Source organism: Planctomycetia bacterium, from assembly GCA_034440135.1.
Lineage (GTDB): Bacteria > Planctomycetota > Planctomycetia > Pirellulales > JALHLM01 > JALHLM01.
The window spans coordinates 26,032-47,104 of record JAWXBP010000256.1; the positions used below are offsets into that span (position 1 = coordinate 26,032).

Annotated in this window: 18 protein-coding genes; 8 read left to right on the top strand and 10 right to left on the bottom strand. The window is 62.1% G+C overall.

Annotation, left to right across the window (positions count from 1 at the left end):
• Positions 1 to 49 precede the first annotated feature (49 nt).
• A complete protein-coding gene (locus SGJ19_15825; protein ID MDZ4781721.1) occupies positions 50 to 1,162 on the bottom strand; it encodes a hypothetical protein in 1,113 nt (370 codons plus the stop codon).
• A gap of 392 nt (positions 1,163 to 1,554) precedes the next feature.
• Between SGJ19_15825 and SGJ19_15830 the strand changes: the two genes are divergently transcribed.
• The 4 genes from SGJ19_15830 to SGJ19_15845 all read left to right on the top strand — a co-directional run bounded on the left by SGJ19_15830 (position 1,555) and on the right by SGJ19_15845 (position 6,013).
• Entirely contained in the window at positions 1,555 to 2,874 is a 1,320-nt protein-coding gene (locus SGJ19_15830; protein ID MDZ4781722.1) for a beta-ketoacyl-[acyl-carrier-protein] synthase family protein, read from the top strand.
• Between the two features lie 40 nt (positions 2,875 to 2,914).
• Positions 2,915 to 4,066: a glycine oxidase ThiO gene (gene thiO / locus SGJ19_15835; protein ID MDZ4781723.1), complete on the top strand. Its 1,152-nt coding sequence runs from the start codon at positions 2,915 to 2,917 to the stop codon at positions 4,064 to 4,066.
• Between the two features lie 363 nt (positions 4,067 to 4,429).
• A complete protein-coding gene (locus SGJ19_15840) occupies positions 4,430 to 5,575 on the top strand; it encodes a ChbG/HpnK family deacetylase (protein MDZ4781724.1) in 1,146 nt (381 codons plus the stop codon).
• A 21-nt stretch (positions 5,576 to 5,596) separates the two neighbouring features.
• Complete coding sequence (locus SGJ19_15845) at positions 5,597 to 6,013, top strand: hypothetical protein (protein MDZ4781725.1); 417 nt, start codon at positions 5,597 to 5,599, stop codon at positions 6,011 to 6,013.
• A 123-nt stretch (positions 6,014 to 6,136) separates the two neighbouring features.
• Here SGJ19_15845 and SGJ19_15850 read toward each other — a convergent pair whose 3' ends face one another.
• From SGJ19_15850 to SGJ19_15865, 4 genes are all read right to left on the bottom strand, one after another.
• Positions 6,137 to 7,858: an MFS transporter gene (locus SGJ19_15850; protein MDZ4781726.1), complete on the bottom strand. Its 1,722-nt coding sequence runs from the start codon at positions 7,856 to 7,858 to the stop codon at positions 6,137 to 6,139.
• Positions 7,859 to 8,130: 272 nt separating this feature from the next.
• Entirely contained in the window at positions 8,131 to 8,352 is a 222-nt protein-coding gene (locus SGJ19_15855) for a hypothetical protein (GenBank protein MDZ4781727.1), read from the bottom strand.
• A gap of 145 nt (positions 8,353 to 8,497) precedes the next feature.
• The gene (locus tag SGJ19_15860) at positions 8,498 to 9,073 is read right to left on the bottom strand and encodes a sigma-70 family RNA polymerase sigma factor (GenBank protein ID MDZ4781728.1); all 576 of its coding nucleotides are present in this window, start codon (positions 9,071 to 9,073) and stop codon (positions 8,498 to 8,500) included.
• Positions 9,074 to 9,232: 159 nt separating this feature from the next.
• The gene (locus tag SGJ19_15865) at positions 9,233 to 9,520 is read right to left on the bottom strand and encodes a hypothetical protein (GenBank protein MDZ4781729.1); all 288 of its coding nucleotides are present in this window, start codon (positions 9,518 to 9,520) and stop codon (positions 9,233 to 9,235) included.
• A gap of 748 nt (positions 9,521 to 10,268) precedes the next feature.
• Here SGJ19_15865 and SGJ19_15870 point away from each other — a divergent pair.
• Genes SGJ19_15870 through SGJ19_15880 form a run of 3 tightly spaced genes read left to right on the top strand, consistent with a single transcriptional unit; the run spans position 10,269 to position 14,138 of the window.
• Positions 10,269 to 10,670, top strand: a complete 402-nt coding sequence (locus tag SGJ19_15870) for a GntR family transcriptional regulator (protein MDZ4781730.1) — start codon at positions 10,269 to 10,271, stop codon at positions 10,668 to 10,670.
• Between the two features lies 1 nt (position 10,671).
• Positions 10,672 to 11,580 (top strand): ABC transporter ATP-binding protein, encoded by a 909-nt coding sequence (locus SGJ19_15875; GenBank protein ID MDZ4781731.1) that lies wholly within the window; start codon positions 10,672 to 10,674, stop codon positions 11,578 to 11,580.
• Complete coding sequence (locus tag SGJ19_15880; protein MDZ4781732.1) at positions 11,577 to 14,138, top strand: ABC transporter permease; 2,562 nt, start codon at positions 11,577 to 11,579, stop codon at positions 14,136 to 14,138. The genes SGJ19_15875 and SGJ19_15880 overlap by 4 nt, the downstream gene beginning before the upstream one ends.
• A 172-nt stretch (positions 14,139 to 14,310) precedes the next feature.
• Here the strand turns inward: SGJ19_15880 and SGJ19_15885 are convergent, their stop codons facing one another.
• Positions 14,311 to 17,172: a Calx-beta domain-containing protein gene (locus tag SGJ19_15885; protein MDZ4781733.1), complete on the bottom strand. Its 2,862-nt coding sequence runs from the start codon at positions 17,170 to 17,172 to the stop codon at positions 14,311 to 14,313.
• Between the two features lie 36 nt (positions 17,173 to 17,208).
• Entirely contained in the window at positions 17,209 to 17,454 is a 246-nt protein-coding gene (locus tag SGJ19_15890; GenBank protein ID MDZ4781734.1) for a hypothetical protein, read from the bottom strand.
• Positions 17,455 to 17,790: 336 nt separating this feature from the next.
• Between SGJ19_15890 and SGJ19_15895 the strand changes: the two genes are divergently transcribed.
• A complete protein-coding gene (locus SGJ19_15895) occupies positions 17,791 to 18,810 on the top strand; it encodes an MBL fold metallo-hydrolase (protein ID MDZ4781735.1) in 1,020 nt (339 codons plus the stop codon).
• A gap of 12 nt (positions 18,811 to 18,822) precedes the next feature.
• Here the strand turns inward: SGJ19_15895 and SGJ19_15900 are convergent, their stop codons facing one another.
• From SGJ19_15900 to SGJ19_15910, 3 genes are all read right to left on the bottom strand, one after another.
• Positions 18,823 to 19,518: a DUF2238 domain-containing protein gene (locus tag SGJ19_15900; GenBank protein ID MDZ4781736.1), complete on the bottom strand. Its 696-nt coding sequence runs from the start codon at positions 19,516 to 19,518 to the stop codon at positions 18,823 to 18,825.
• A 33-nt stretch (positions 19,519 to 19,551) separates the two neighbouring features.
• A complete protein-coding gene (locus tag SGJ19_15905; GenBank protein ID MDZ4781737.1) occupies positions 19,552 to 19,779 on the bottom strand; it encodes a hypothetical protein in 228 nt (75 codons plus the stop codon).
• Between the two features lie 67 nt (positions 19,780 to 19,846).
• Positions 19,847 to 20,956: a hypothetical protein gene (locus SGJ19_15910; GenBank protein MDZ4781738.1), complete on the bottom strand. Its 1,110-nt coding sequence runs from the start codon at positions 20,954 to 20,956 to the stop codon at positions 19,847 to 19,849.
• Between the last annotated feature and the right edge of the window lie 117 nt (positions 20,957 to 21,073).

Below are 21,073 nucleotides of genomic sequence, written 5' to 3' on the forward strand. Positions count from 1 at the left end.
CAGCTTAATTCTAATTCTGGGTGGATCACCAAGCCCGCGATGTCCTCGCTCAGGCCCCACGTCGCAGGAGCGCCGCATACAGTTGATGAATAAACGCCGCGTTATCGCATTGCAAATACTGCATGGAGCCCCCCATGCGTGAATAACTTTTGCAGAAGCGGAGATAGTATGCAGGGTTGGATTTCGGCGGCTCTCCGTGAGTCCAATCCCAGCCGCCGCCGTCTTGTAAGTCGACGACGAAGATCGATTGCCGGGTGAGGACCTGACGACCTTCCTGCAACCGCAGATTGTTCACGCAGCTCACCGTCTTCTCAAACACCTGCGGGCCCATGATCGCGGAGCCGACCGAGAGGACCACGCCGTCGTCCAGACCGGCGACCGATCCGGCGAAGAGCTTGAAGTCCCATTCCGCGGCGCGGCCGATCGCCGAGCCGCTGAACACCGAATGGTTCGAGATGATGTCGTAGCCGATCCCCGGATGCACTGTCACCGGAACGCCATGGCGATACGCCTGGGCGATGATCGACGCGTGCTTCCAGCGATGCTCGATGGTGATCCGCCCGGCCGGCCATGCTTGTTCGCGCATCGCCCGCAACAAATCCGCGCGCGCCGAAGTGAGCGGATGCTCCGGATCGCGTGCAATCGCTTGCGTCAGCGCGTCGGCTTCCGGCAGCGTCACGCCATCCTCATGAATCAAACGCCCGAGCGCCCGCCCGTAGCCGAGTCCGTCCTGTGCGCCGGTCAAGATCGCCAGATGAATGTTGGTGGCTGTCTCATGCCAGGTTCCAAATGTGCCCGAGGCCACGTTCATTTCGACGCTCTCGGTCGACGCGCCGAACCAGGCGTACTCCCAATCGTGAATGGTTCCCGCGCCGTTCGTGGCCAAATGCGTCAGCCAGCCGCGCGCCATCATCCGCTCCAAAATCTGTGCGGCGCCGTTCCTCAATAGGTGCGCGCCGTAGATCAGCATGATCGACGCTTCCCGCTCCTGGGCGAAGAGAATCCGCTCGGCGCATTGGTCGATCGTCGCTTGATTGGCCGCGGACACCGGCTTCGGCGGCGACGCGGGATCGACCAGAATGTCATCCGCGCGTGTCAGATGATGCCGATCCTTCAGCGGAAAGACCTTGAGTTTGCGCAGATCGAGCGGCTGGATATTCATGAAACAAGGCCTGGCGCAGGTAGCCGTAAGAGGGCGGACCGGATTAGACGAAAGGACAATTGCTCAGTTTGAAAAACGGGCCCGGAGCATGGATGGGTGCCACTGACGGCTCGTCCGCCAGTGCCGGAGTTGACGTCGCTACACACTGGCGGACGAGCCGTCAGTGGCACCCCAACTATGACTTCAAACAGGGCCAAGTATACCGGGCGTGTCCCCTCCACCCCATGCCGGCGTCGCGTGCGTCTGCAATGGACGCGAACGGGCGCCTTCCCACCTACCACGCCCCACCCCCTACCTCGACGAATCCAGACTTTTCGGTCTAGAATGCCAGTTCCGCGCCTCAGGGCGGATTTGGGGCGGGCAGCGATTATCGTGGCCGGAGGTTCGGGGAAGTGACACCACGTTCGGCCCGGCGGGTTGTGATTACCGGTTTGGGGGTAGTCTCGCCGTTGGGAAACACCAAGGACGACCTGTGGGCCGCGCTGGCTGCGCGCCGTAGCGGCGTCGTTCACATGCCCGAGATGCCCGCGGGAGCGGCGCCGATGTCGTTCGGCGCTCCGGCGCGGTCGTTTACCGGGGCGATCGATGATTATGGCCAGCTTGAACCGGATCAAAAGAAAGCGATCCGCAAAGCCATCAAGATGATGTGCCGCGAATCGCAGATGGGCGTTGCCGCCGCGCAACGCGCCTGGCAGGATGCCGGGTTGAAATCCGGCGTGCTCGATCCGGAACGCGCAGGCGTCGTCTTCGGCTCCGATTATATGATCACCGAGCCGGAAGATTTCACGGCCGGCATCCAGAACTGCGTGGCGGACGGCGAGTTCGATTTCTCCCGTTGGGCCACCGAAGGCATGACGCGGATGACGCCGCTCTGGCTGCTTAAGTATTTGCCCAACATGCCAGCCAGCCACATTGCCATCTACAACGACCTGCGCGGCCCGAACAATTCCCTCACGCAGCGCGAGGCTTCGGCCAACCTCGCCGTCGGCGAAGCGCTCCGCGTGATCCAGCGCGGCCACGCGGAGGTGATGCTCGCCGGCGCCACCGGCACCCGAATTCATCCCATGAAGATGGTCCACGCCGTACAGCAAGAACCGCTGGCGACGGACGGCGTCCCTCCGGAAAAGGCCAGTCGCCCGTTCGATCTCCATCGTACCGGGCAAGTGCTGGGGGAAGGCGCCGGCGTGGTGTTGCTCGAAGAACTGGGCCACGCGCAAGCCCGCGGCGCGACCATTTACGCCGAAGTCGTCGGCGCATCGTCGTCCAGCGCCAGCGGTCGGAACTTTGTCGCGCGCCGCGAATTATCGCTGGCGAATGCCATGCGCGGCGCACTCCGCGATGCCCACCTGGATCCCGCTGATGTCGGCCACCTGCAAGCCCACGGCCTCGGCACCATCGGTTGCGACCTCGACGAAGCCCGCGCGATTCGGGACGTCTTCGGAGATCTCACAGAACGCCTGCCGGTTACCGCGGCGAAGAGCTACTTCGGACATCTCGGCGCAGCGAGCGGACTGGTCGAACTGATCGCCGGCGTGTTGGCACTCCAGCACCATCAATTGTTCCCGCTCCTGAACTACGAAACCCCAGACCCCGACTGCCCGGTCTGCGCAGTGACCCAAGATCATCAATCCCCCGGCGATAGTTTCTTGAGCCCCAGCGTCACGCCGCAAGGCCAAGCCAGTTGCGTAGCGGTACGCCGGTTCTTGAACTAGCCGCGCGGCATAGTCTCCTTTCGCTCCGCGAAAGGCGACCATGGTCGACGCTCGCAAGAGTTACGCAACTATGCAAACAAGCGACGTCCTGATTCTCGGCGGCGGCGCGATCGGCCTCTCGCTGGCGTATGAACTCGCCGGCAACGGCGCGAAAGTTCACGTCCTCGATCGCGCGGAACCTGGTCGCGCATCCTCCTGGGCCGGCGCCGGGATGATTCCCCCGGCGCCGCGAGATCCCGTCGACACGTTCCTACAACTCGCAAAACTCTCCGGCGAACTGCATCCGCGCTGGGCGGCAAAGCTGCTGGAGCAAACCGGCATCGACGTCGAATATCGCCCCACGGGCGCAATCTACCTCGCAGCGAATGCCCAAGAAGCGGACTGGCTGGCCGGAGAACAACACGGTTGGCAATCGCTCGGCATCGAACACCAGCCGATCGAACCACGGCAACTCCCCGATTGGGAACCGGAAGCGATGCCGGCCGCCCAACAGCATTGCCAACACGTCGCGGCCGCCTATCACTTGCCCGGCGAATCGCAGATTCGCAACCCGCGATTTGTCCGCGCATTGTTGGCCGGCTGTGCGCAACATGGCGTGCACATCATCGCCGGCGCGGAAGTCTTCGATTTCATCAAGCACGATGCGCGACTCACAGGCGTCCGCACCGCGAGCGGCGACTTCGCCGCCAGCCAAGTGTGCCTTGCCGCGGGCGCTTGGACCTCCAGCCTTGCCTCGAGACTCGGCGTCACGCTGGGCGTGACGCCGGTGCGCGGACAAATCGCGCTGCTCAACCCGGGGCGTCCGGTATTGCGGCGGATCATCAACTGCGGCCCGCGCTACCTGGTGCCACGCGTTGATGGCCGCGTGTTGGTCGGGTCCACAATGGAACACGTCGGCTTCGACACGCGCACTACGGCTGAGGGCATCGGCGGACTCCTGGAAATGGCCGGCGCGCTTGCCCCTGGCCTTGCATCCGCGCCAGTCGAACGTTGCTGGGCAGGACTTCGCCCCGGCACGCCGGACGGCCTCCCGTACTTAGGGCGCATCCCCGGCTACGACAACGCCTTCATCGCCGCCGGCCACTACCGCAGCGGCCTCCAACTCGCGCCCGCCACAGCCGTCGTGATGAGGCAACTCCTGCGCGGTGAATCAACCAGTGTCCCGCTCGACGCCTTCCGCATGGACCGGTAGTAGGATTCACCACGGACTCACGGGGGCACAGAGAAGATCGAGGGGGAGTCGTACGAAACGCGAATAGATTTGCAGTTACCGATGAATGGCGAATGCCGAACCAAGAAAACATCGCCTCCCAAGTCCACTGAAAACTTCAAACTCTTGCGCTTTCCATTCCACTCCTGAATTCCTCCGCGTCTCAGCGCTTCCGAGTTTCAAAGTGTCTCCCCCACCTCACTTTTCTCCTCCGTGCCTCCGTGACTCCGTGGTGAATCCTCCGGATTGATCGCCGCCGCGAATCGGTTTGCGTGGCGTACACTTCCCCGGTCCAATAGTTGGCATGGCCCGTTCTGTCATGCGCCCCGGATTGAGGAAGCCACGGTGAATACTCACTGCTTGCGGTTGCGAACGATGCTGCCGATTCTGCTGATTGCCCTGCTCGCGCCGGCCACGGCCCACGCGATCACCAGCGCCGAGAAGCTCGGCTACGGGCCGGAGGATCGCGTAGTGATTCTCGGCGTCACGCACTTCGGCTGGGCGTACGAGACGAACGCCGCGGTGAGCGAAATCCTCGCCCAGCCGGAACTGCGCGTCAGCGCCGAGGTGATGGTCGTCGGCCCTTGGTTCGACGACGTGACGACCTGGCGCAAGCATCATCCCGAGAAAGAACTCGGCGTCATGCTCACGCTGCTTTCTGAAGGGGACGCCTACCGCTTCGGCCCCGCCGGTAAGCCACAACAACTAGCGGGACTGATCGATGAAGAAGGCCGTCTGCCTGGCTCGCTGCGTCGCTTGGAAATGAACGCCTCGCCGAAAGTGATTGAACACGAGCTCCGCGCACAGATTGAGCGCTGCCTGAAAGCTGGCATCCGCCCCACGCACCTGATGACGCACAAGGGCGTGCTGTTCTCACGCGTCGACCTGGCCGAGATCTACATGCGCCTCGCGCAGGAGTATTGGATTCCGGCCGTTGTCGTGGAACTGAAGCCGGAAATGCTCGAACTCTTCGCGAGCAATGGGATGCCGGTGGAAGAAGGGTTGGTCGATCTGATCTCTCGCTATCCCATGCCCAAGCTCGACGAGCTGCGCATCGCGCCGGAAGGCGAAACCTACGAAGCCAAGCGCGCGGCGCTGTTGGAGATGATCGCGCAATTGCCGCCGGGTTTGTCCGAGGTGTACTTCCGCGCCGCCGAGGAATCGAACGCGCTCAAGCGACTGACGCCGCGCTGGCAACAAATGGTCTGGGATCGCGAACTGCTGCTCGATCCAGCGGTACGAGAGCACTTCAAGTCGCAAGGCATCATCCTCACCGACTGGCGGGAAGTGATGCAACGCTTCGAAGGCACATTACCGGCGGAAACGGCGAACGAAGCGGTTGAAGACGGCAACGTTCCGTTGGACGACATCAGTGCGGAACTCCGCCGCAACCGTATCGATGTGCCGGAACCGCGAGTGAAGGAACTCCTCGAGCCTCCGGTCGATACCGAGATTCGCACTGACACGCCCAAGGTCGTCCCGCGCCGCTAGCGCCAAGCAAATACCAGCCCTATGTTCAACGTGCTTAACATTCGTCGACTCGTCGCCGTGCTGGCCGCTGTGCTCGGCGCTGCCGATGTTGCCTTCGCGCAGTATCAGCAAAACAGGTCGTACTCGGACTACTATCGCGACCAGTACCAGACGACGCGGAACGTGCCGAAATCGGCCGCGAATTACACGATCGACAAGTACTACTACCACAACAAAAACATCAGCCCGTACTTGAACCTGGTCCGGCCGACCAGTTCGTACAACCCGCGCTATCAGAGCCTGGTCCAGCCGGAAGTCCAGCGCCGCGCGAATCAACAACAGGCCGCCCGCCGCCCCACGCCGAACTTCTCCGCGTCGCCCACGTACGGCGGCGGCGGAGGCAGAGCGAAACCGGCCTACCACGACCACTGGTACGGCGGCCTGCTGACAGGCCCGTAAGTCAGTAGCACAGCGCCGTCCCTCTCAAGCCCAGGGAAGGCCCTCGACAATCGTCGACTACAAGTAGATTCTCGACGGCCTTCCCTGGGCTTATCGCGCGCAAGCGGCGCAATCAAGCGATTCTTACTCCGGCAACGGCCGATCTTTCGTCTCCGGTGCAAACGGCAGCACCAACAGGCCGATCAGGTAAACCGAGCACATCGTGATCGCGGCCGGTCGCAATGGTTCGGCGTAATCGCTGAAGACGTTGTTGCTCAGATACCCGAGGAACAGGGGGCCGCTGGCGGAAAGGTAGCGTCCCACGTTGTAGCAAAACGACGTGCCTGTGCTCCGCAGTCGCGTGGGAAACAACTCCGGGAAATAGATCGCATACCCGCCAAACACCGACAACTGGCAGAAGCCCATCAGCGGGATCATCCAATAGAAATCGGTGACGTCGTTGAACGACGAGAACACGAGAATCGTACTCAGCATCGCCAAGATGAAAGACACGGCAAACGCGAACCGGCGTCCGGTGTAGTGCGTCAGCGTCGTGAACATGTAGATCCCGAAGAACGCGCCTATGTTCTGCACGAACAGCGTCAGCCCGGCAAGCGAAGTCAGGCTCCCCTTGATCCCCTGCGTACGGCCGGCGATGCGATCAACATGCGATTGCATCGCCTCCGGAGTCGGCGCGGCGCCTGTCGTCTCAACGTTGAGATATGCGGCGCGGCGCGTGCGCACTGCTTCGGCGTCGCCCGCCGGCAATTTGGCCGATTGCTCTAACACGGCCTCCTTGGTGATCGCTTGGCCGGACTTCTTCTGTTCCAGAATGGCCGTGTAAATGGCCGAGGCGTCCCGATCGTCCGCCGTCAGGTTGATCAAGTCCGCGGCGTTGACTTTGATGGCGATCGCATCGAGCGTCGCTGGCTGTTGCACAAGCAGATTCAGAAACGCGCGGTCCTCCGCCGCAGCACCTTGTTCACGCGCCTCGGCATGATATTGCCGCGTAAACACGGAGCGGATCAATTCCGGACTGAAAAAGCCGATCCCCCAGACGCCCACGACGCCGGACGTGGCCAACGCCAGCCCAACGAGCGCCCGGCGGCGAAATTCGGGGTTGCCGAGCAATTCAGAATACGAACCAAGCTGCTTGCCGCCGTCGTTCTTGTGCGCGGCGACGAGCGCCTTCCATTGTTCCGGCTCTTTGAGTCGCTTGCGAATGACGATAGCCAACAACGCCGGCAATGTGCCGATGACGAACATTAGCCGCCAGGGGGTGAACTTGATGCCCCACAGGTCCCAATTGTCGATCACTCCGGTTTGCTCGAGTTGACCTAGGCTTAAGCCCACCAGCGCCGCGGTGATGTTGCCTACCGCGGATAGGGCCTGCAAGAGCCCTAGCGCATGCGGCCGCGCGCGATCGGGCATCACTTCCGCGACGAGCGCCACGCCGACAGCGAACTCCCCTCCTACGCCGAGGCCGGTCAGAAAGCGGTACAGCGCGAAGTCCCAGAAGCCCTTTGAGAATGCGCTCAATCCGGTGCAGAATGAGTACAGCAGAATTGTCAGCATCATCGTTTTGGCGCGGCCGAAGCGGTCCCCCAGCACGCCAAAAAAAATGCCGCCGGTCGCCCAGCCGATCATGAAGATCGAAGTGACTTGCGTGATGCCTTCGCGCACGACCGCGTCGTCAGGCCGTTGCCCGGGCGACGGCGCCAGCAATTCCACCATGGCCGGCTGGCGCGCCAGGTTGAACAACTGCTGGTCCATCGTGTCGAATAACCAGCCCAGCGCCGCCACGATCAGCACGAACCAGTGATACCGGTTCAGTTCGTGATACCAGCGGCGAGGGGCGGTGCTCATGCGGGAGACCTTCCGGGGCGCGAGTGACAAGTCCGAGGCGGGAGCGCGCGTTAGAACACGCACGCCGCCAGGGATTGTAACCGCCTCAGTGAAGCCCCGAAACCCTTAGAGCGCATTCCCGGAAATGACCTGTGGGAGGCGTCTCCGACGCCGATGGAGCGATCGATGTGGCCCGCTCAGTTTGCGCGGTCGCCGCGACCATTCCATCGGCGTCGGAGACGCCTCCCACAGTTTGTCGAGGTTGACCGGATCAGTTCATCAACATCGCGTGGCTAATGGGCCACGGTATGCAGCTCCATCGCCTCTTGATAGCGCCGCGATAAGGTCCGCCCGTTTAAGATTCGGTCCGCCAGCTCGGTCCCTGGCCGCTTGCCGGCGACCAGTTCTCGGTCCGGATTCCAAGTCTCAGGCTCCGCCGCGCCGGCCTCCTTGCGCCGCGCTATCAGTCCCAACAGGTGCCAAAGATCGTATCGCAGTTTCGGTTCGTCGTTCATGGTATTGTCTTGGTATCTCCGCGTCTCCGCGGTGAGAAATGTGAAATGTGAAATGTGAAAAAGCGGAAACGACCGGCGGCGAATGGCCTCGACCCCACGGAAGTCCACCCAGTGACTTCCTGCCCGGAATTCGGGGTCTCGGCCATTACACCGCCATCGTTTCCAACTCCCGCGCGAGGCGCTTCCGCGCCACGTGCAACCGGCGCTTGATGGTGCCCACCGGAGACTCGAAAGCGTTGCTCATCTCGGCCAACGACTGGCCTTCGACGTAGAACGCCACCAACGTCTCCCGGTCCATCTGGCCCAACCGGCGCAAACCGTCGCGGACCTGTTCCGCCCGCTCGCTCGCGAGCGCCCGGCCGAGCGGGGTTTCCGGCTCGGCACAAGTTGCTTCGAGCGAAGACGGATCGGTCGGCACGGCGCCGCCGCCGCGCACGGCCCGATTGATTGCCATCCGCTGGGTGATCGAACGCAACCAGCCCGGGAATGCATCCGGCTCACGGAGCTGGCCGATCTTGCGCAAGACCTGGACGAAGACCTCTTGGGTCAACTCCTGGGCCTCGGCATGATTCCGCAAGCGCCGCAACGCGATGCTGTAGACGGTCGTTTCGTAACGCTGAATCAACGCTCCGAACGCCGCGCGGTCGCCATTTTGCGCCGCGCGCACGTCGAGCGCGAGCTGTGAGTATTCCTCTGCCTCGGGGGCAGTTGAAGCGGTCATTGGAGTCTCTCCTTGCACGAACGAGGTTTCAAAGCACGCAGGAAGAGACCGCGGGAGCCGGCTTGGTAAGCGATGGGTACGTACCATCGCTACCGGCCGCGGTCGTCGTGCCGCCGTTCGTCGTTAGGAGCGGATTGAGTGGGGTCGACTACCGACCCTTCACGCAGTTCCGCACGACGAACAGGGCACGCCACACACCGGTTGACTCTGGAATCCCACGAACGACGAGCTCGACATGAGCCCCGCATAGGATTCCGAGAGCCACGACTTGGAACGCTCTTTCAGCGGTTTCCACAGTCGTGCCGGCAACGCCGTGGCGTGCCTCGTTGCGAGATGGCGCGCGCCTGCGATCATGCGCACAACATCACCCGTAACGACGACGACGAAGTCCTGGCAATTGCCAATGACATTGATCGTGTTGACGGTAATGTTTGTGTTGCAACGCATGGGTCGCTCCTTTGCGCATCCGCGCCCGAAATAGAGAATCCGAGGGTAAAAAGATAAACCCGAGGACCGTGGCCCGTTGGTGGGCCGCACCCGGCGTCCGACCATCGGACGCCGTTCAGTTCGCTCCGTGCTCCGGGACGTCAGCGGCCGGCTGATGTAGCCCGCCGCCAAAAAGTCCGCTCAGCACCGCAAGCCTACCATCATACGCTCCGCCCTCCGGACGGAAAATACGATGGTACCCCTGCTGAGAGTACCATTCGGAAAAAAAGGTTCGCCCCGGCCGAAGAAAAAAGGGGGAAATCTTCATTCTCCCGCGAAATTAGCCCTACTGAGGGGGCGGACGGGGACGCCGCCGTCGGAAAACGGCCTCCCGCGGCCGCTACTTTCTAATCCGCGACCAACCTCCAGCGCATCGGCCCTCGGTGGAATACACGACTCAGCAGGAACCACGAAAAGCACGAAAAGCACCAACATTAGGAGGCCTTGGTACATCCAAGGTGGCCAATCCATAGCCAGCGTTCGCACCAATTTGCCTGTGGCATTCACGCCGCAATCCCTGGCACAACAAGGCGTTCGTGCCTTTCGTGACTTTCGTGGTTGCTTCCTAATGCCTGGAAGAAGGCGTGTAGAACATTGAGGCCTCGACCATCAATGGCGACTCAGCCTGTTTTTCTGCAATCGCGAGCTCTTGACATCGCGACGCGACCGCAATACTGTACTAGTACAATAGTACACATGAGGCCCTGCGATGTTTCTTTCGATCGATCCTCACAACGGCCTGGCGATCTATGAGCAGATCGTCCGGCAAGTGAAATTCGCCGTGGCGAGCGAAGCGCTGCGGCCCGGCGAACTGGTTCCCAGCGTGCGCGAGTTGGCCCGTGAGTTGGCCATCAATCCCAACACCGTCGCCCGGGCTTACCGGCAGTTGCAGGACGAGGCGGTGCTGCAGGCAGTCCGCGGAACCGGGCTGGAAGTGGCGGTCAACGCGCGTTCGCAATGCCGAAACGATCGGCGCGATCTGGTTCGAGTGCGCCTGCGGAACGTGCTGCACGAGGCGATGACCAGTGGGCTGGAAGCGGACGAGGTCCGCAAGCTCGTGGAAAAAGAACTGCAAACCCTGGAACGCGAACTCAAACGAGAGGCGGTGTGAAATGGACGCGGTGATCAGACTCGACCATGTCACCAAGAGTTTCGGATCGCAGACGGCGCTCCATCAGGTGTCGCTGGAAGTGCCGCCGGGCGTGGTGTGCGCGCTGCTGGGAGAAAACGGCGCTGGCAAGACAACCGCCATTCGCATCATGCTCGGGCTCACCGAGCCGGACGCCGGTTCGTGTCACGTGCTGGGGATGTATAGCAAGGAACACGGCGAGGAGATTCGCCGATCGGTCGGCTACGTGTCGGAGCGGCCGACGCTGTACGAGTGGATGACGGTCGGCGAAATCGGTTGGTTCGCCGCTGGCTTCTATCCGCCCGGCTACTTAGCGCGGTACCAGGGACTGATCGCCCAATTCGGTTTGCCCGCCGATCGCAAGATCAAGACGCTGTCGAAGGGAACTCGTGCCAAAGTCGCGCTGTCGCTGGCGATGGCGCATGAACCGCGGTTGTTGATTCTCGACGAACCGACGTCGGGGCTCGATACCTTGGTGCGGCGCGAATTCCTGGAGAGCATGGTCGACCTGGCCGCCGACGGGCGAACCGTGCTGCTGTCGAGCCATCAGATTAGCGAAGTGGAACGCGTCGCCGACGTCGTGGCAATTCTTCATGAAGGCCGATTGGTACTCTTCGAACGGCTGGAAGAGTTGAAGAAACAAGTCCAGGAGCTGACGATCACGCTCGCGGAAGGAATCGGCGCGCCGCCGGACGTGGGCGGGGAGATTCTCCGGCGCGCCGGCAAACTGCGCCAGTGGCAGGTATTAATTCGCGGACCGGTGAACGGACAGGTCGACCGGCTGCGCAGCAATCCGATGGTGCGACAGGTCGAGGTGCGCACGCCGGCGCTAGAGGAAATCTTCGTCGCCTACCTGGCTTCTAGCGGCGCCTCGCAGGGAGGTGAACAATGACGCCCATCTGGCATGTCGCCTGGAAAGAGTACCGGTTGCTGCGCAGTCTGTGGTTGACATTCTTCGCGCTGGCGATGCTGCTGCAGGTCACGGCGCTCATGTCCGTATCGCGGTCATATGCTTCGTCGCGAGAGTTTGTCACGGTCCTGTTCGCGCTGACGGTTTGGCTGCCGGCGTTCTATGCGCTAGGCTGTGGCGCGACGATGTTTGCGGCCGAGAAAGACGATGGAACGTATGAATGGCTCCGCGTGCTGCCCATCGACGGACTGCGCGTGTTCGCCGGCAAGCTGCTGTTTGCCGTGCCGAGTACGGGGCTATTGTTTTTGGCGGTGGTGTTGATCACGCGCTCCTTTGGACGCGGCGTCATGCCGCCCGACGAGATCACGCGTCAGTTGTGCGGAGCCTGGGGCGTCGCGGCGCTGGAGGCATTGGCCTGGGGGGCGTTGATATCACTCATCTCGCGCCGACCGTTGCTCTCGGCCGTCATCGCTGCGGCCGTCGGTTCAACCGTGACGCACATGATCGTTGCCAGTTTCGTCGACAAGTTCTGGACGCTGGAGGCCTACACGTCCGCGCTGCCGGCGCGATTGGTCATCGTGGCCGTGGTGTTTGCCGTCGACCTGATCTTGGCGCGCGGGTGGTTGGCGAATCCGCGCCCAGCGCGCGTTCGGTCCCAACCCATTCAGAACGTTGTGCGGCGCAGTTCTACGACGGGTTTGGGACCGCGTTGGCGGCGTATCCTACGTTTGTGCTGGCAGGATTGGCGGCAGTCGCGGCGCGCGGTCGCAGGGTATTGCGTGGTCGCGGTGATCGCTGGTTTCGTAGTCGGACGATTTCTGATATTCGGCTTGTCGGTTGGGTCCGCCGCGATGCTGGCCGCCGCGTCGCTCAGCGCGTTTCTTTGCACGTTGGTGGGCGCCACGACGTTTCGCGGCGACCACGAAGACAGCCACTATCGATTCTTGGCCGAACACGCGATTTCACCGCGCGACGTCTGGTGGGCGCGCGAGCTATTCTGGGGAACGGTGGCGCTGATTTGTGGATTGGCATGTATTCTGGCGGTGTTCGCGTGGAACACCTCCTTAGGCACGCACTCTTACGCCAGGTCGCAGATTCTTGAGTCCGCGATTCCAGATAGCTTGTTGGAAGCAATGTTTTGCTACCTCGCGCTCCCCTTCATCGCCGGACAGTTCGCGTCGTTGTTGTTGCGAAGTCCCCTCTTGCCGGCGACTGCCGGAATCGCGCTCGCCGGCGCGCTGATGGCCTGGGCGATGCTCATGGCGCAGCTATCGATCGCGTGGTGGTGGACGGTCCTCCCGCTCGCCGTGGCGCTGCTGATTGCCACACGGATGCGTCTGAGCGACTGGCTGACCTATCGAGACGGCTGGCGAAAATGGCTGCGCATCGCCGGAACCGTGCTCGTGCCGATCGCACTCGTCGCAGCAGGCGTGATCTGGTTTCGCGTGCATGAGATTCCCGCGGTGGTCAATGGCGTCGCCTTGACGGGCGATCCGTTTGACCTCGCCGACTACGACCGGATGGCGACCGAGGAGGAGAACAAGACGGCGTTGCTTTATGTCGAGGCGTGGAACAGCTATCACGATTACGCGCTGGATGCACCTCCGGCAGTTGTCATTCCAACGGCCGCTTACGCACCCAATGCAAGGGTATTGGCCGCGGAGCGCCGCGGAATACTCGAACTAAACGCGGAGCCGCTCCAATGGATGCTGAGCGCGACGCAGCGCGCAGATTGCGTGTTGCGGCGGCCGAGTTCGGCAAGTCTCATTGACATGCCCGGAGTGGCCAAGGAGGCCAATAAGCTGGCTGGTTTGTTGATCGTCGCTGGCCAACTGGCGGAGCACGACGGCAAGCTCGACGAGGCGCTGGACTACTATTTGCGCGCGCGCCGTTTCGCACAGCACATCGCGCGGTTCGGTAACCACTCCCAATGTCTCCAAGCAGCGTTAGTCGACAACCTGGCGACGAACGCCATTGTCACTTGGGCGGACCGCCCAGGTCAGTCAAATGAGTTATTGGAACGCGCATTGGAGGCGGTGCGTTCAAAACGAATGGTTGATTTGTTGGCCGACGCGCCTAAGACAGAGTACCTGATGACGCGGCGAGCGATCGAATCGGGCAGTTTCGACATGCCTGCGTCGATTTCGCCGAGAGTCGACGCAGTCCGGATTGCCTCGGCCGGGGCCAGTCGTTTTCCCTGGGAGCGAGCACGACAACTTCGCTTGCTGCGGCTCGCCACGTATTGGGCGATGCATTTCCCGCAAGGGTCAACCGCAAATCTCAATATCAACACTCCCTGGGCCTGGCTGCGACGAGAACCGCTCAGCAGTCGTCCGAATCAAGCCTTGCGCCAATTGATTGGTGACTCGTCGTATGCCCAACACTTGGTGCCAACGTTCGAATCGTTCGAGACTTGGGCCGGCGGCACTTATGTCAATGCAGAACACCACCTGCAGAACGCGATCGAACGGACGCGCTATGGTACGAACGCGCCGTCGACGCCATTCGCGGAACCTGACAGCGAAGGCTTTGCCGACTAACCCTGCCCGCGAAATCGAGCGCTCTAGCAGGGCGCCGCGCACATTGACTGCACGGGAACCTTGTTTCTAACGGCCATGGCCGGTGCTTTTAACGCTGATGCCTGACCGCGCCGCATCTCAGGCGAATCAGCCGTCAGCCAAGCACTCACCCTGCGGACGGACGGCAGGCATACTAAGCGTCATATTCCGGCGAAGCCACAAAGGCCGATACGACTTGCTCCTCGCGCATTCCGCGCGAGAGCAGGTCGGCGTAGAAATCAACCTCGCCGGCGCTGGCCGAGCGATCCAGCAGGGCGTCGTAGATGTCGGTGACTTTCTTGTTCTGCGCCTCGTCGGTTGCCAGCAGCCGTTTGGCGACGGTGTCGCGATCTTCGTTGCGCAGCAATCGCCCGAACTCGCTTTGGCCAACGGGGTCGATGGCGCGACCCATGACGTCGCGGTAGAGGGCCGCCAAGAATGCGTTCGCCGAACCGCCGGCGCGGCGATAATACTCGTTCGATCCCAGGAACGTCGTGCGCAGACCGTCCCACGTGCCGCCAGCGGCAAGATATGTGAGGTGGGCGCTCAGGCCGGCCGTGTCGCTGCCGCGGCCTAGGTACTTCTGGTACATGGCCTGAATCTGCCGCGTGCGGTACTCGATGCTATTTTGCATCGCCGTAGCCATCTGGAATTCGTTCATCCGGCCGTCTTCGAGTTGATCGGCGTAGAACTGCAATCCAGCGTCTTCCGGCTCGCGCCCGAGCAGATCCTCGTAGGCTTGCGTGACCAGCGATTCGGTCGGCGTTTCCTGGATCTCTGTGATCCGGACCGTCGCAGTGGACGGCGTTCCCAGCGTGCCGCCGCCGCCCGGGGCGCTGAGCGTGAGCGTGAACGTCTCTTCTTGCTCCAACACCGCGTCGACCAGGATCGGCACGGTGAGGGTCTTCTGCGTCTCGCCGGCGGCGAATGTCAGCGTGGCGCTGGCAGTCGTGTAATCGCTGCCGGCCGTGGCTGCGCCGTTGCTCGTGGCGTATTGAACCGTCACGCCCGCCGCGTCGCCGCCTGTCCGGGTGACTGTAATCGTCACCGTGCCAGCCGCTTCGTCGACGGTATAGCTCGTTGCGCTGAACTGCAGCGCCCCGGGTCCGTCGTCGTCGGTGATGGTGACCGTTCCGGTGGCCGTGCCGAGCGTGGAATTCGTCGGCGCGGAAAGCACGACGGTAAACGCCTCGCTCGATTCCGTCGCGGCGTCGACCGCGATCGGCACGCTGATGGTCTTCGAGGTTTCCCCCGCGGCGAACGTCAGTGTGCCGGAAGTGGTGGTGTAGTCCCCCGGCGCTGTGGCCGTGCCGTTCTGCGACTGGTACGCAACCGTAACCGCCTGGCTGCTCGGGTTCGAGAGCGTCACCGTCAACGTCGCGTTGACCGTACCGGAGTCCCCTTCGGTGACCGTCGTGCCGGCGATCGACACGGTTGGCAATGGATCGTCGTCGGTAATCGTGCCGGTCGCCTGGGCGTCAGCGAGCGTGGCATTCACTGGCGCGGACAGGTCCAGCTCGAAGGTCTCGTTGGGCTCGTCGGTGGTGTCGCCGACGATCGGCACGCTGATGGTCTTGGACGTCTCGCCGATGGCGAACGTCAGCGTGCCGGAAGTCAACGTGTAGTCGGTTCCGGCTGTCGCGGTGACGTTATCTGTGGCGTAGTTCACGGTCACCACGTTGGTCGCCGCGGCCGAGAGCGTGACCGTAAACACCAGGTTCGATTGACCGCTATTCCCTTCGGCGATCGAGACGTCCGACACGCTTGCCGTTGGCGGCGGCGCGTCGGCCTTGCCGGTGACCGTGATGCGGACCGTCGCGATGTCTTGCCCGCCTTGGCCATCGCTTACCGTGTAGGTGAACGCATCTTCGAGCGTCTGGCCTTCGTTCAACGCGCCGAGGATCGCCGACGCGCGGGGATCATATGCATAACTACCGTTTGCATTGACGACCACCGTGGCGCCTTGCGCACTCACGGCGTCGAAGGCCGTGACGGTCAACGTGTCGGACGCGTCCGGATCGGTGTCGTTCGTCAGGACCCCGGGCGCCGCGATGCTCAATGCCGTATCTTCGTCCGTAGCGCCGGTGTCGTCCGTCGCCCCGGGCGGGTCGTTGGTCGTCGTGACGGCCACGGTGAACGATTGCGTCCCGGTGTTCCCCGCGGCGTCGACCGCTTGCACCGTGACGCTCGCGTTGCCGAGTTGTGCAGCGCTCGGCGTCCAACTGATGACGCCGGTGTCCTGGTTGATCGTCATGCCGGCCGGGGGCGTGGCTAGCAGGTAGGTCAGCCCTAGGACGCTTTCGTCCGCCGATTGCACGTCGTAGCTGTAGGCGACGCCCACCGAGGCCGCCGTCACCGCGGCGGACGAAATCACCGGCGTCGTCGCGTCGATCGTGATCGATTGGGCCGGTGAGGCGTCGCTGACGCTGCTGCCAATTTGCTGCGTGGCCGTCAGGCTGATGGCGCCGTCGGCCAAGGGGACAGTGCCGTTGGTGATGATGTCGACCGTGCCGCCGCTGGCAGTTCCGGTTCCGATCAGCGTCGCACCAGCGAATACGTTCACCGTGGCGCTATCAATCACACCGCCCACGCGCAAGCGCAGGGCATGCGCAGCGTCGGTGTTATTGAAATTGGTCAGGTTGTCCGTGCTCGAACCGCCGGAATCGGCCTCGGGCAGCAGGTCGATCGACGTCGGCGGACTTGGCCGTGCATTGTCCGTCAGCGCGTCGACGAACATCTGTTTCAGCGTGGCATAGTTCGCGACGTTCGCCAGCGAGTTATTCGTCAGGTTATAGACGTCGGTGACGACATTGGCGGCATTCAGGATCACCACGTCGCGCCATTCGATCTCCCAACTCGTCCAAACATCCGAGTTAAGGTCAGAGTTCGCGTCGACGTCCTGGACAATCGGTAAGTCTTCGTCGATCAGATCGAAATCGGCTTCCTGCCCCTCTTCGTTCACGCCCAGGATATTGACCTGCTGCAACGGGAACATCGCGCGCAGTTCCGATTGCATTTGCTCCAGGAAGCCAAACTGGCTTCGGCAGTAGCTTCACGTCGTGTGGATGAAATACCAGCCGGAAACCTGCTGGAGGTACTCGCGCGGCGAGATCGTATCGCCGAACTGGTCGGAGTTCAGATTCTGGTCGACCAATTGAAAGTCCGGCATCTGCACGCCGATCGTGGCGAGCACTACGCGGGCTTCCAGCCGCTCGACGCCAGCACCGCTGTGCAGCGCCGCCTCGACCCGGGGTCGCCAGGCGTTCCCCATTCGATTCCGCGACTTCCGCCAAGACATGCGTGTGACCGTTTCTGCTGCGAATAGAACTGCCTCGACCGTGCGACGTCCGGCGCGCCCGGCAGTTGGACCGCGGGGACGTCGTCAAAGTTCCAGACTAACGCGCGCGGCCGGAAATTCCCACCAATTTGCCCGACTTCCTCAACCGGCAACGCCGTGGGAAGGTCCTGCATACGCGTCACGTGCGCGTTTTTAACGCCCGGAGTGATTATAGCGCCTGCCACCCCTGGGGAAGGCGTGTAGAATTCGGCGAAGCGTCAAGAAGCCATTTCGGAGGGGCCTCCGTCCCCCGCTGTAAACTGAACACTGAAAACTTCAAACTCCCCCACTATCCGCATGGCCGAACTGCCCCCCGTCGAGATGTTCGTTTCCAGCACCGGGGTGCGCATCTACCGGATTCCTTGCGAGGCGTTCCCCAACTTCATTGTGTATTGCCACCTATTGCTGGGGGATTTGCCGCCCACGCTCATCGACACTGGCAGCGGCTATGGGGCCTCGAACAAACAACTACTCGCCGGCCTGGAGGCTGTCCATACCCAGTTCAACGAGGCCTTTCGCGTGGCGGACCTGGCGCGGATCGTGATCAGCCACGGCCACATCGATCACTTCGGCGGGCTGTCCCACCTCTTGGAGCACGTGCAGGCCGAGGTCGCCGTCCACCCGCTCGATCGCCGCGTGTTGACACATTACGAGGAGCGGCTGATCGTCGCAACGAAGAATGTGCGGTTCTATCTGCAACAGGCGGGCGTTTCGGCCGAGATGCAGGAAGTGCTGATTGGGACGTATCAGTTCTCGAAGAAACATGTGCGTAGCGTGTCCGTCGAACGAGAACTTCGCGACGGCGACGAATTGGACGGACTCCGCTACATTCACACGCCCGGCCATTGCTCCGGGCAACTGTGCATCGGCGTGGGCGATATCCTGCTCAGCACCGATCACATCCTGCCCGGCATCAGCCCGCACCAATCGCCGGAAAGCATCACCGCTTTCACGGGGCTGGCGCATTACCTGGAATCGCTCGACAAGGTCGCGCGCATCGGCGGGTTCGATCTCGCCCTGGGCGGCCACGAGGGTCCGACGCGGGACGTCTACCGCCGGATCGAAGCAATCCGCGCCGGGCACGAGCGCAAACTGGAACGCGTCTCGAACATCATCCGCGACGCCCCCGCGCCGCCGACCGTGCAGGAAATCACGCACACGATGTATCCCAAAGTGCAAGGCTTCGACGTGCTGCTGGCGCTCGAAGAAGCCGGCGCGCATGTGGAGTACCTCTACCAGCACGGCCGGCTGGAAGTCACGAACTTGGATGAAGTGGAGCGCGAGGACAACCCGCCGTTGCGCTACGCGGTGGCTTGATTCCATCCGCAATCACTTCCGGCCCCAAGTGCGGCTGACGTGCATCGCCGCCATCACGCCGATTGAAATCATCGCCCCGGCCGTGGCGAGCGCCATGTCTTTCTGCCCATCGAAAACATCGCCCTGCATGCCGAGGAAGTGATCGGCCCATTCCGGCGTGAACACGACGGCCACGAGCCATTCGATGATTTCATACAACGCGCTCGTCGCCAGAATGCATTCCACGGCCAGCACTGACGAGAGCGCCAGCGATAAACCCAGATGCCGCCTTTCGAATTCCTGGATCGGAATCGCCAGCAGCAGGCCATATGAGAAATGCACCATTCGGTCGAAGTGATTGCGCTCGAACCCGAACAACTCGCTGATCGAGCGGCCCATGAGCGCTCGCGCCCAATCGTCGTACGGCGTATAGGAATAGAGATATCGCGCCCCCAACGTGTGCAAGGCGAGAAATAGCAGGATCGACCCGAAGCTTAGGCGACTGATTTCGAAACGATTCGCCAGAAAACAAAGCAAGAACGCGGCCGGCAGGGTGGGCGCATGCTGCATCAACATGAACTGCAAATACGGCGGGTTGATGCAACTCACGCAGAAGCAGACGAGAAACAACGCGAACAACAGGCGTTGCACCGGATCGCGAGGAATCGCCGCCCGGACGTACCAGGGTCGATCGTCGAACGGTGCGCTGGCGTGGGAAGGCGGATTCATGCGGCCGATTGTAATGCCGCGATGCGCGCCTAGTTAGACGCGCCCGGATGAGGCGGAACGGCGCCAGTATCGGCTGCCAAGCCAGACCACGACGCCGCCAATCGCACCCGATACGGCGGCGATCAGCAGCACGGCGCCCGTGACATCCGCGTCTCCGACGGCAAAGCCGCCGTCAGCGGTGTCGAACAGCGAATAGCGATTGACCGTGACGCAGCCAGCCAGCCAGGGAATCAGCGCCAACAACACGATGAAACGCCGCATATCGCCTCCGACGACGAGAATGACCCCGACGATAGTGGAGAGACGTTAGCGGCGAAGCTGTGCCACGTCAATCGCGATCGACAGGTCGATTGTTTCGTCCCGTCCGTCGCCTTCGCCTGGAGGCGATAGTGAGCAGCGAAAGGGACGTCGTGGCAGCGAGAACGATTCCGGAAGGTTCCGGGACAGTAACGACCCAACTGGATTGATCCCCTTCGGCGTTGAATCCCCGGCCGGCGAACGTTCGTCCATCCCTGGATACTTCACGCGGTGGCCACAGACTCCATCCTTGTAGTGCATCCCCCAGCCCGTATTTCTCAACAAGCAATTCTTGCAACGGGCGCGCTCCGTGAAATTCATCCCAGATGAATGTGCCTATCTCCGCTGAGGATCCAAACACGCGCGAACCGTCGTCGGACATCGACGTTGGAGCCAAATTCATTCCGGGCTCGAGTTCGCGGTAACCTGTGATGGCACTCCAAAGAAACGTCTTGAATACAGAACGCGTACTTTTTTGCACCAGCAGTGTTTCACCGTCGTCAGTCACGTCGACTGCGCTGTATCCGGCTGTCTCGCCGGCAGGAAGTCCCAGCGTCTGGAAACCATCCGCCTCGGTCCAACGCATCGGCTCAAAGTCACGTGACGACGGGCCGGTGATGACGTGGCCCACAATAGTAGTCGCGTCGCCAGTCATGGCCAGCGCGGTAATGTACGGCTCGTACACCTCCAGCGGCCGGAGCCAACGGTACGATTCACTCTCGCTCCAGAGGAACGGCTGAATGTTGCTAAAGTTGCCGAGGATGATGTTTCCATCGTCGGAGATGTCGTAGATTTCGTATCTGGGTGGATCGGGTTGGGAGCCACCTGTTGCCGTCCAGCGAAAATGATCGAAATCGAGGTCTGCCGAGCCGCCGACTACTACTGTCCCGTCAGCCGAGGTGGCGCTGGGTCGTGTGTCGGACGCCCCTCCCAGCGGCGCGATCGGAACGATTCCAGACTGCTTCGTCCAGCGCAAGGCATGGTATTCAACGTCTTCGTAGCCGTACCCCACGACGACAGTGCCGTCGGCGGAGACGTCCGTTGGCGTGAAGTCGGGGAGTGGCGTAAAGGTTGGCTTGGCGGCGACAGCGACGCGTAAAAGCGCGCAGACCAGCACACAACTCAAAACAATACGCAGCATGGCTAAGCTCCAGAATCAGAGCGCGGAACTGTAGCGCAGTTAGCCCCTGCAAGAGAGAACTTACCGGAACTGCGCGAACCACGCAACCATTTTGCGAGCCTCCACACGCGCCAATTT

Excerpts from the sequence above, each read along its gene's own strand:
- SGJ19_15825 (MDZ4781721.1), bottom strand. The coding sequence starts at position 1,162 with ATGAATATCCAGCCGCTCGATCTGCGCAAACTCAAGGTCTTTCCGCTG.
- thiO (MDZ4781723.1), top strand. The coding sequence starts at position 2,915 with ATGGTCGACGCTCGCAAGAGTTACGCAACTATGCAAACAAGCGACGTC.
- SGJ19_15845 (MDZ4781725.1), top strand. The coding sequence starts at position 5,597 with ATGTTCAACGTGCTTAACATTCGTCGACTCGTCGCCGTGCTGGCCGCT.
- SGJ19_15850 (MDZ4781726.1), bottom strand. The coding sequence starts at position 7,858 with ATGAGCACCGCCCCTCGCCGCTGGTATCACGAACTGAACCGGTATCAC.
- SGJ19_15855 (MDZ4781727.1), bottom strand. The coding sequence starts at position 8,352 with ATGAACGACGAACCGAAACTGCGATACGATCTTTGGCACCTGTTGGGA.
- SGJ19_15860 (MDZ4781728.1), bottom strand. The coding sequence starts at position 9,073 with ATGACCGCTTCAACTGCCCCCGAGGCAGAGGAATACTCACAGCTCGCG.
- SGJ19_15865 (MDZ4781729.1), bottom strand. The coding sequence starts at position 9,520 with ATGCGTTGCAACACAAACATTACCGTCAACACGATCAATGTCATTGGC.
- SGJ19_15870 (MDZ4781730.1), top strand. The coding sequence starts at position 10,269 with ATGTTTCTTTCGATCGATCCTCACAACGGCCTGGCGATCTATGAGCAG.
- SGJ19_15875 (MDZ4781731.1), top strand. The coding sequence starts at position 10,672 with ATGGACGCGGTGATCAGACTCGACCATGTCACCAAGAGTTTCGGATCG.
- SGJ19_15880 (MDZ4781732.1), top strand. The coding sequence starts at position 11,577 with ATGACGCCCATCTGGCATGTCGCCTGGAAAGAGTACCGGTTGCTGCGC.
- SGJ19_15885 (MDZ4781733.1), bottom strand. The coding sequence starts at position 17,172 with ATGCAATCGGAACTGCGCGCGATGTTCCCGTTGCAGCAGGTCAATATC.
- SGJ19_15890 (MDZ4781734.1), bottom strand. The coding sequence starts at position 17,454 with ATGTCTTGGCGGAAGTCGCGGAATCGAATGGGGAACGCCTGGCGACCC.
- SGJ19_15895 (MDZ4781735.1), top strand. The coding sequence starts at position 17,791 with ATGGCCGAACTGCCCCCCGTCGAGATGTTCGTTTCCAGCACCGGGGTG.
- SGJ19_15900 (MDZ4781736.1), bottom strand. The coding sequence starts at position 19,518 with ATGAATCCGCCTTCCCACGCCAGCGCACCGTTCGACGATCGACCCTGG.
- SGJ19_15905 (MDZ4781737.1), bottom strand. The coding sequence starts at position 19,779 with ATGCGGCGTTTCATCGTGTTGTTGGCGCTGATTCCCTGGCTGGCTGGC.
- SGJ19_15910 (MDZ4781738.1), bottom strand. The coding sequence starts at position 20,956 with ATGCTGCGTATTGTTTTGAGTTGTGTGCTGGTCTGCGCGCTTTTACGC.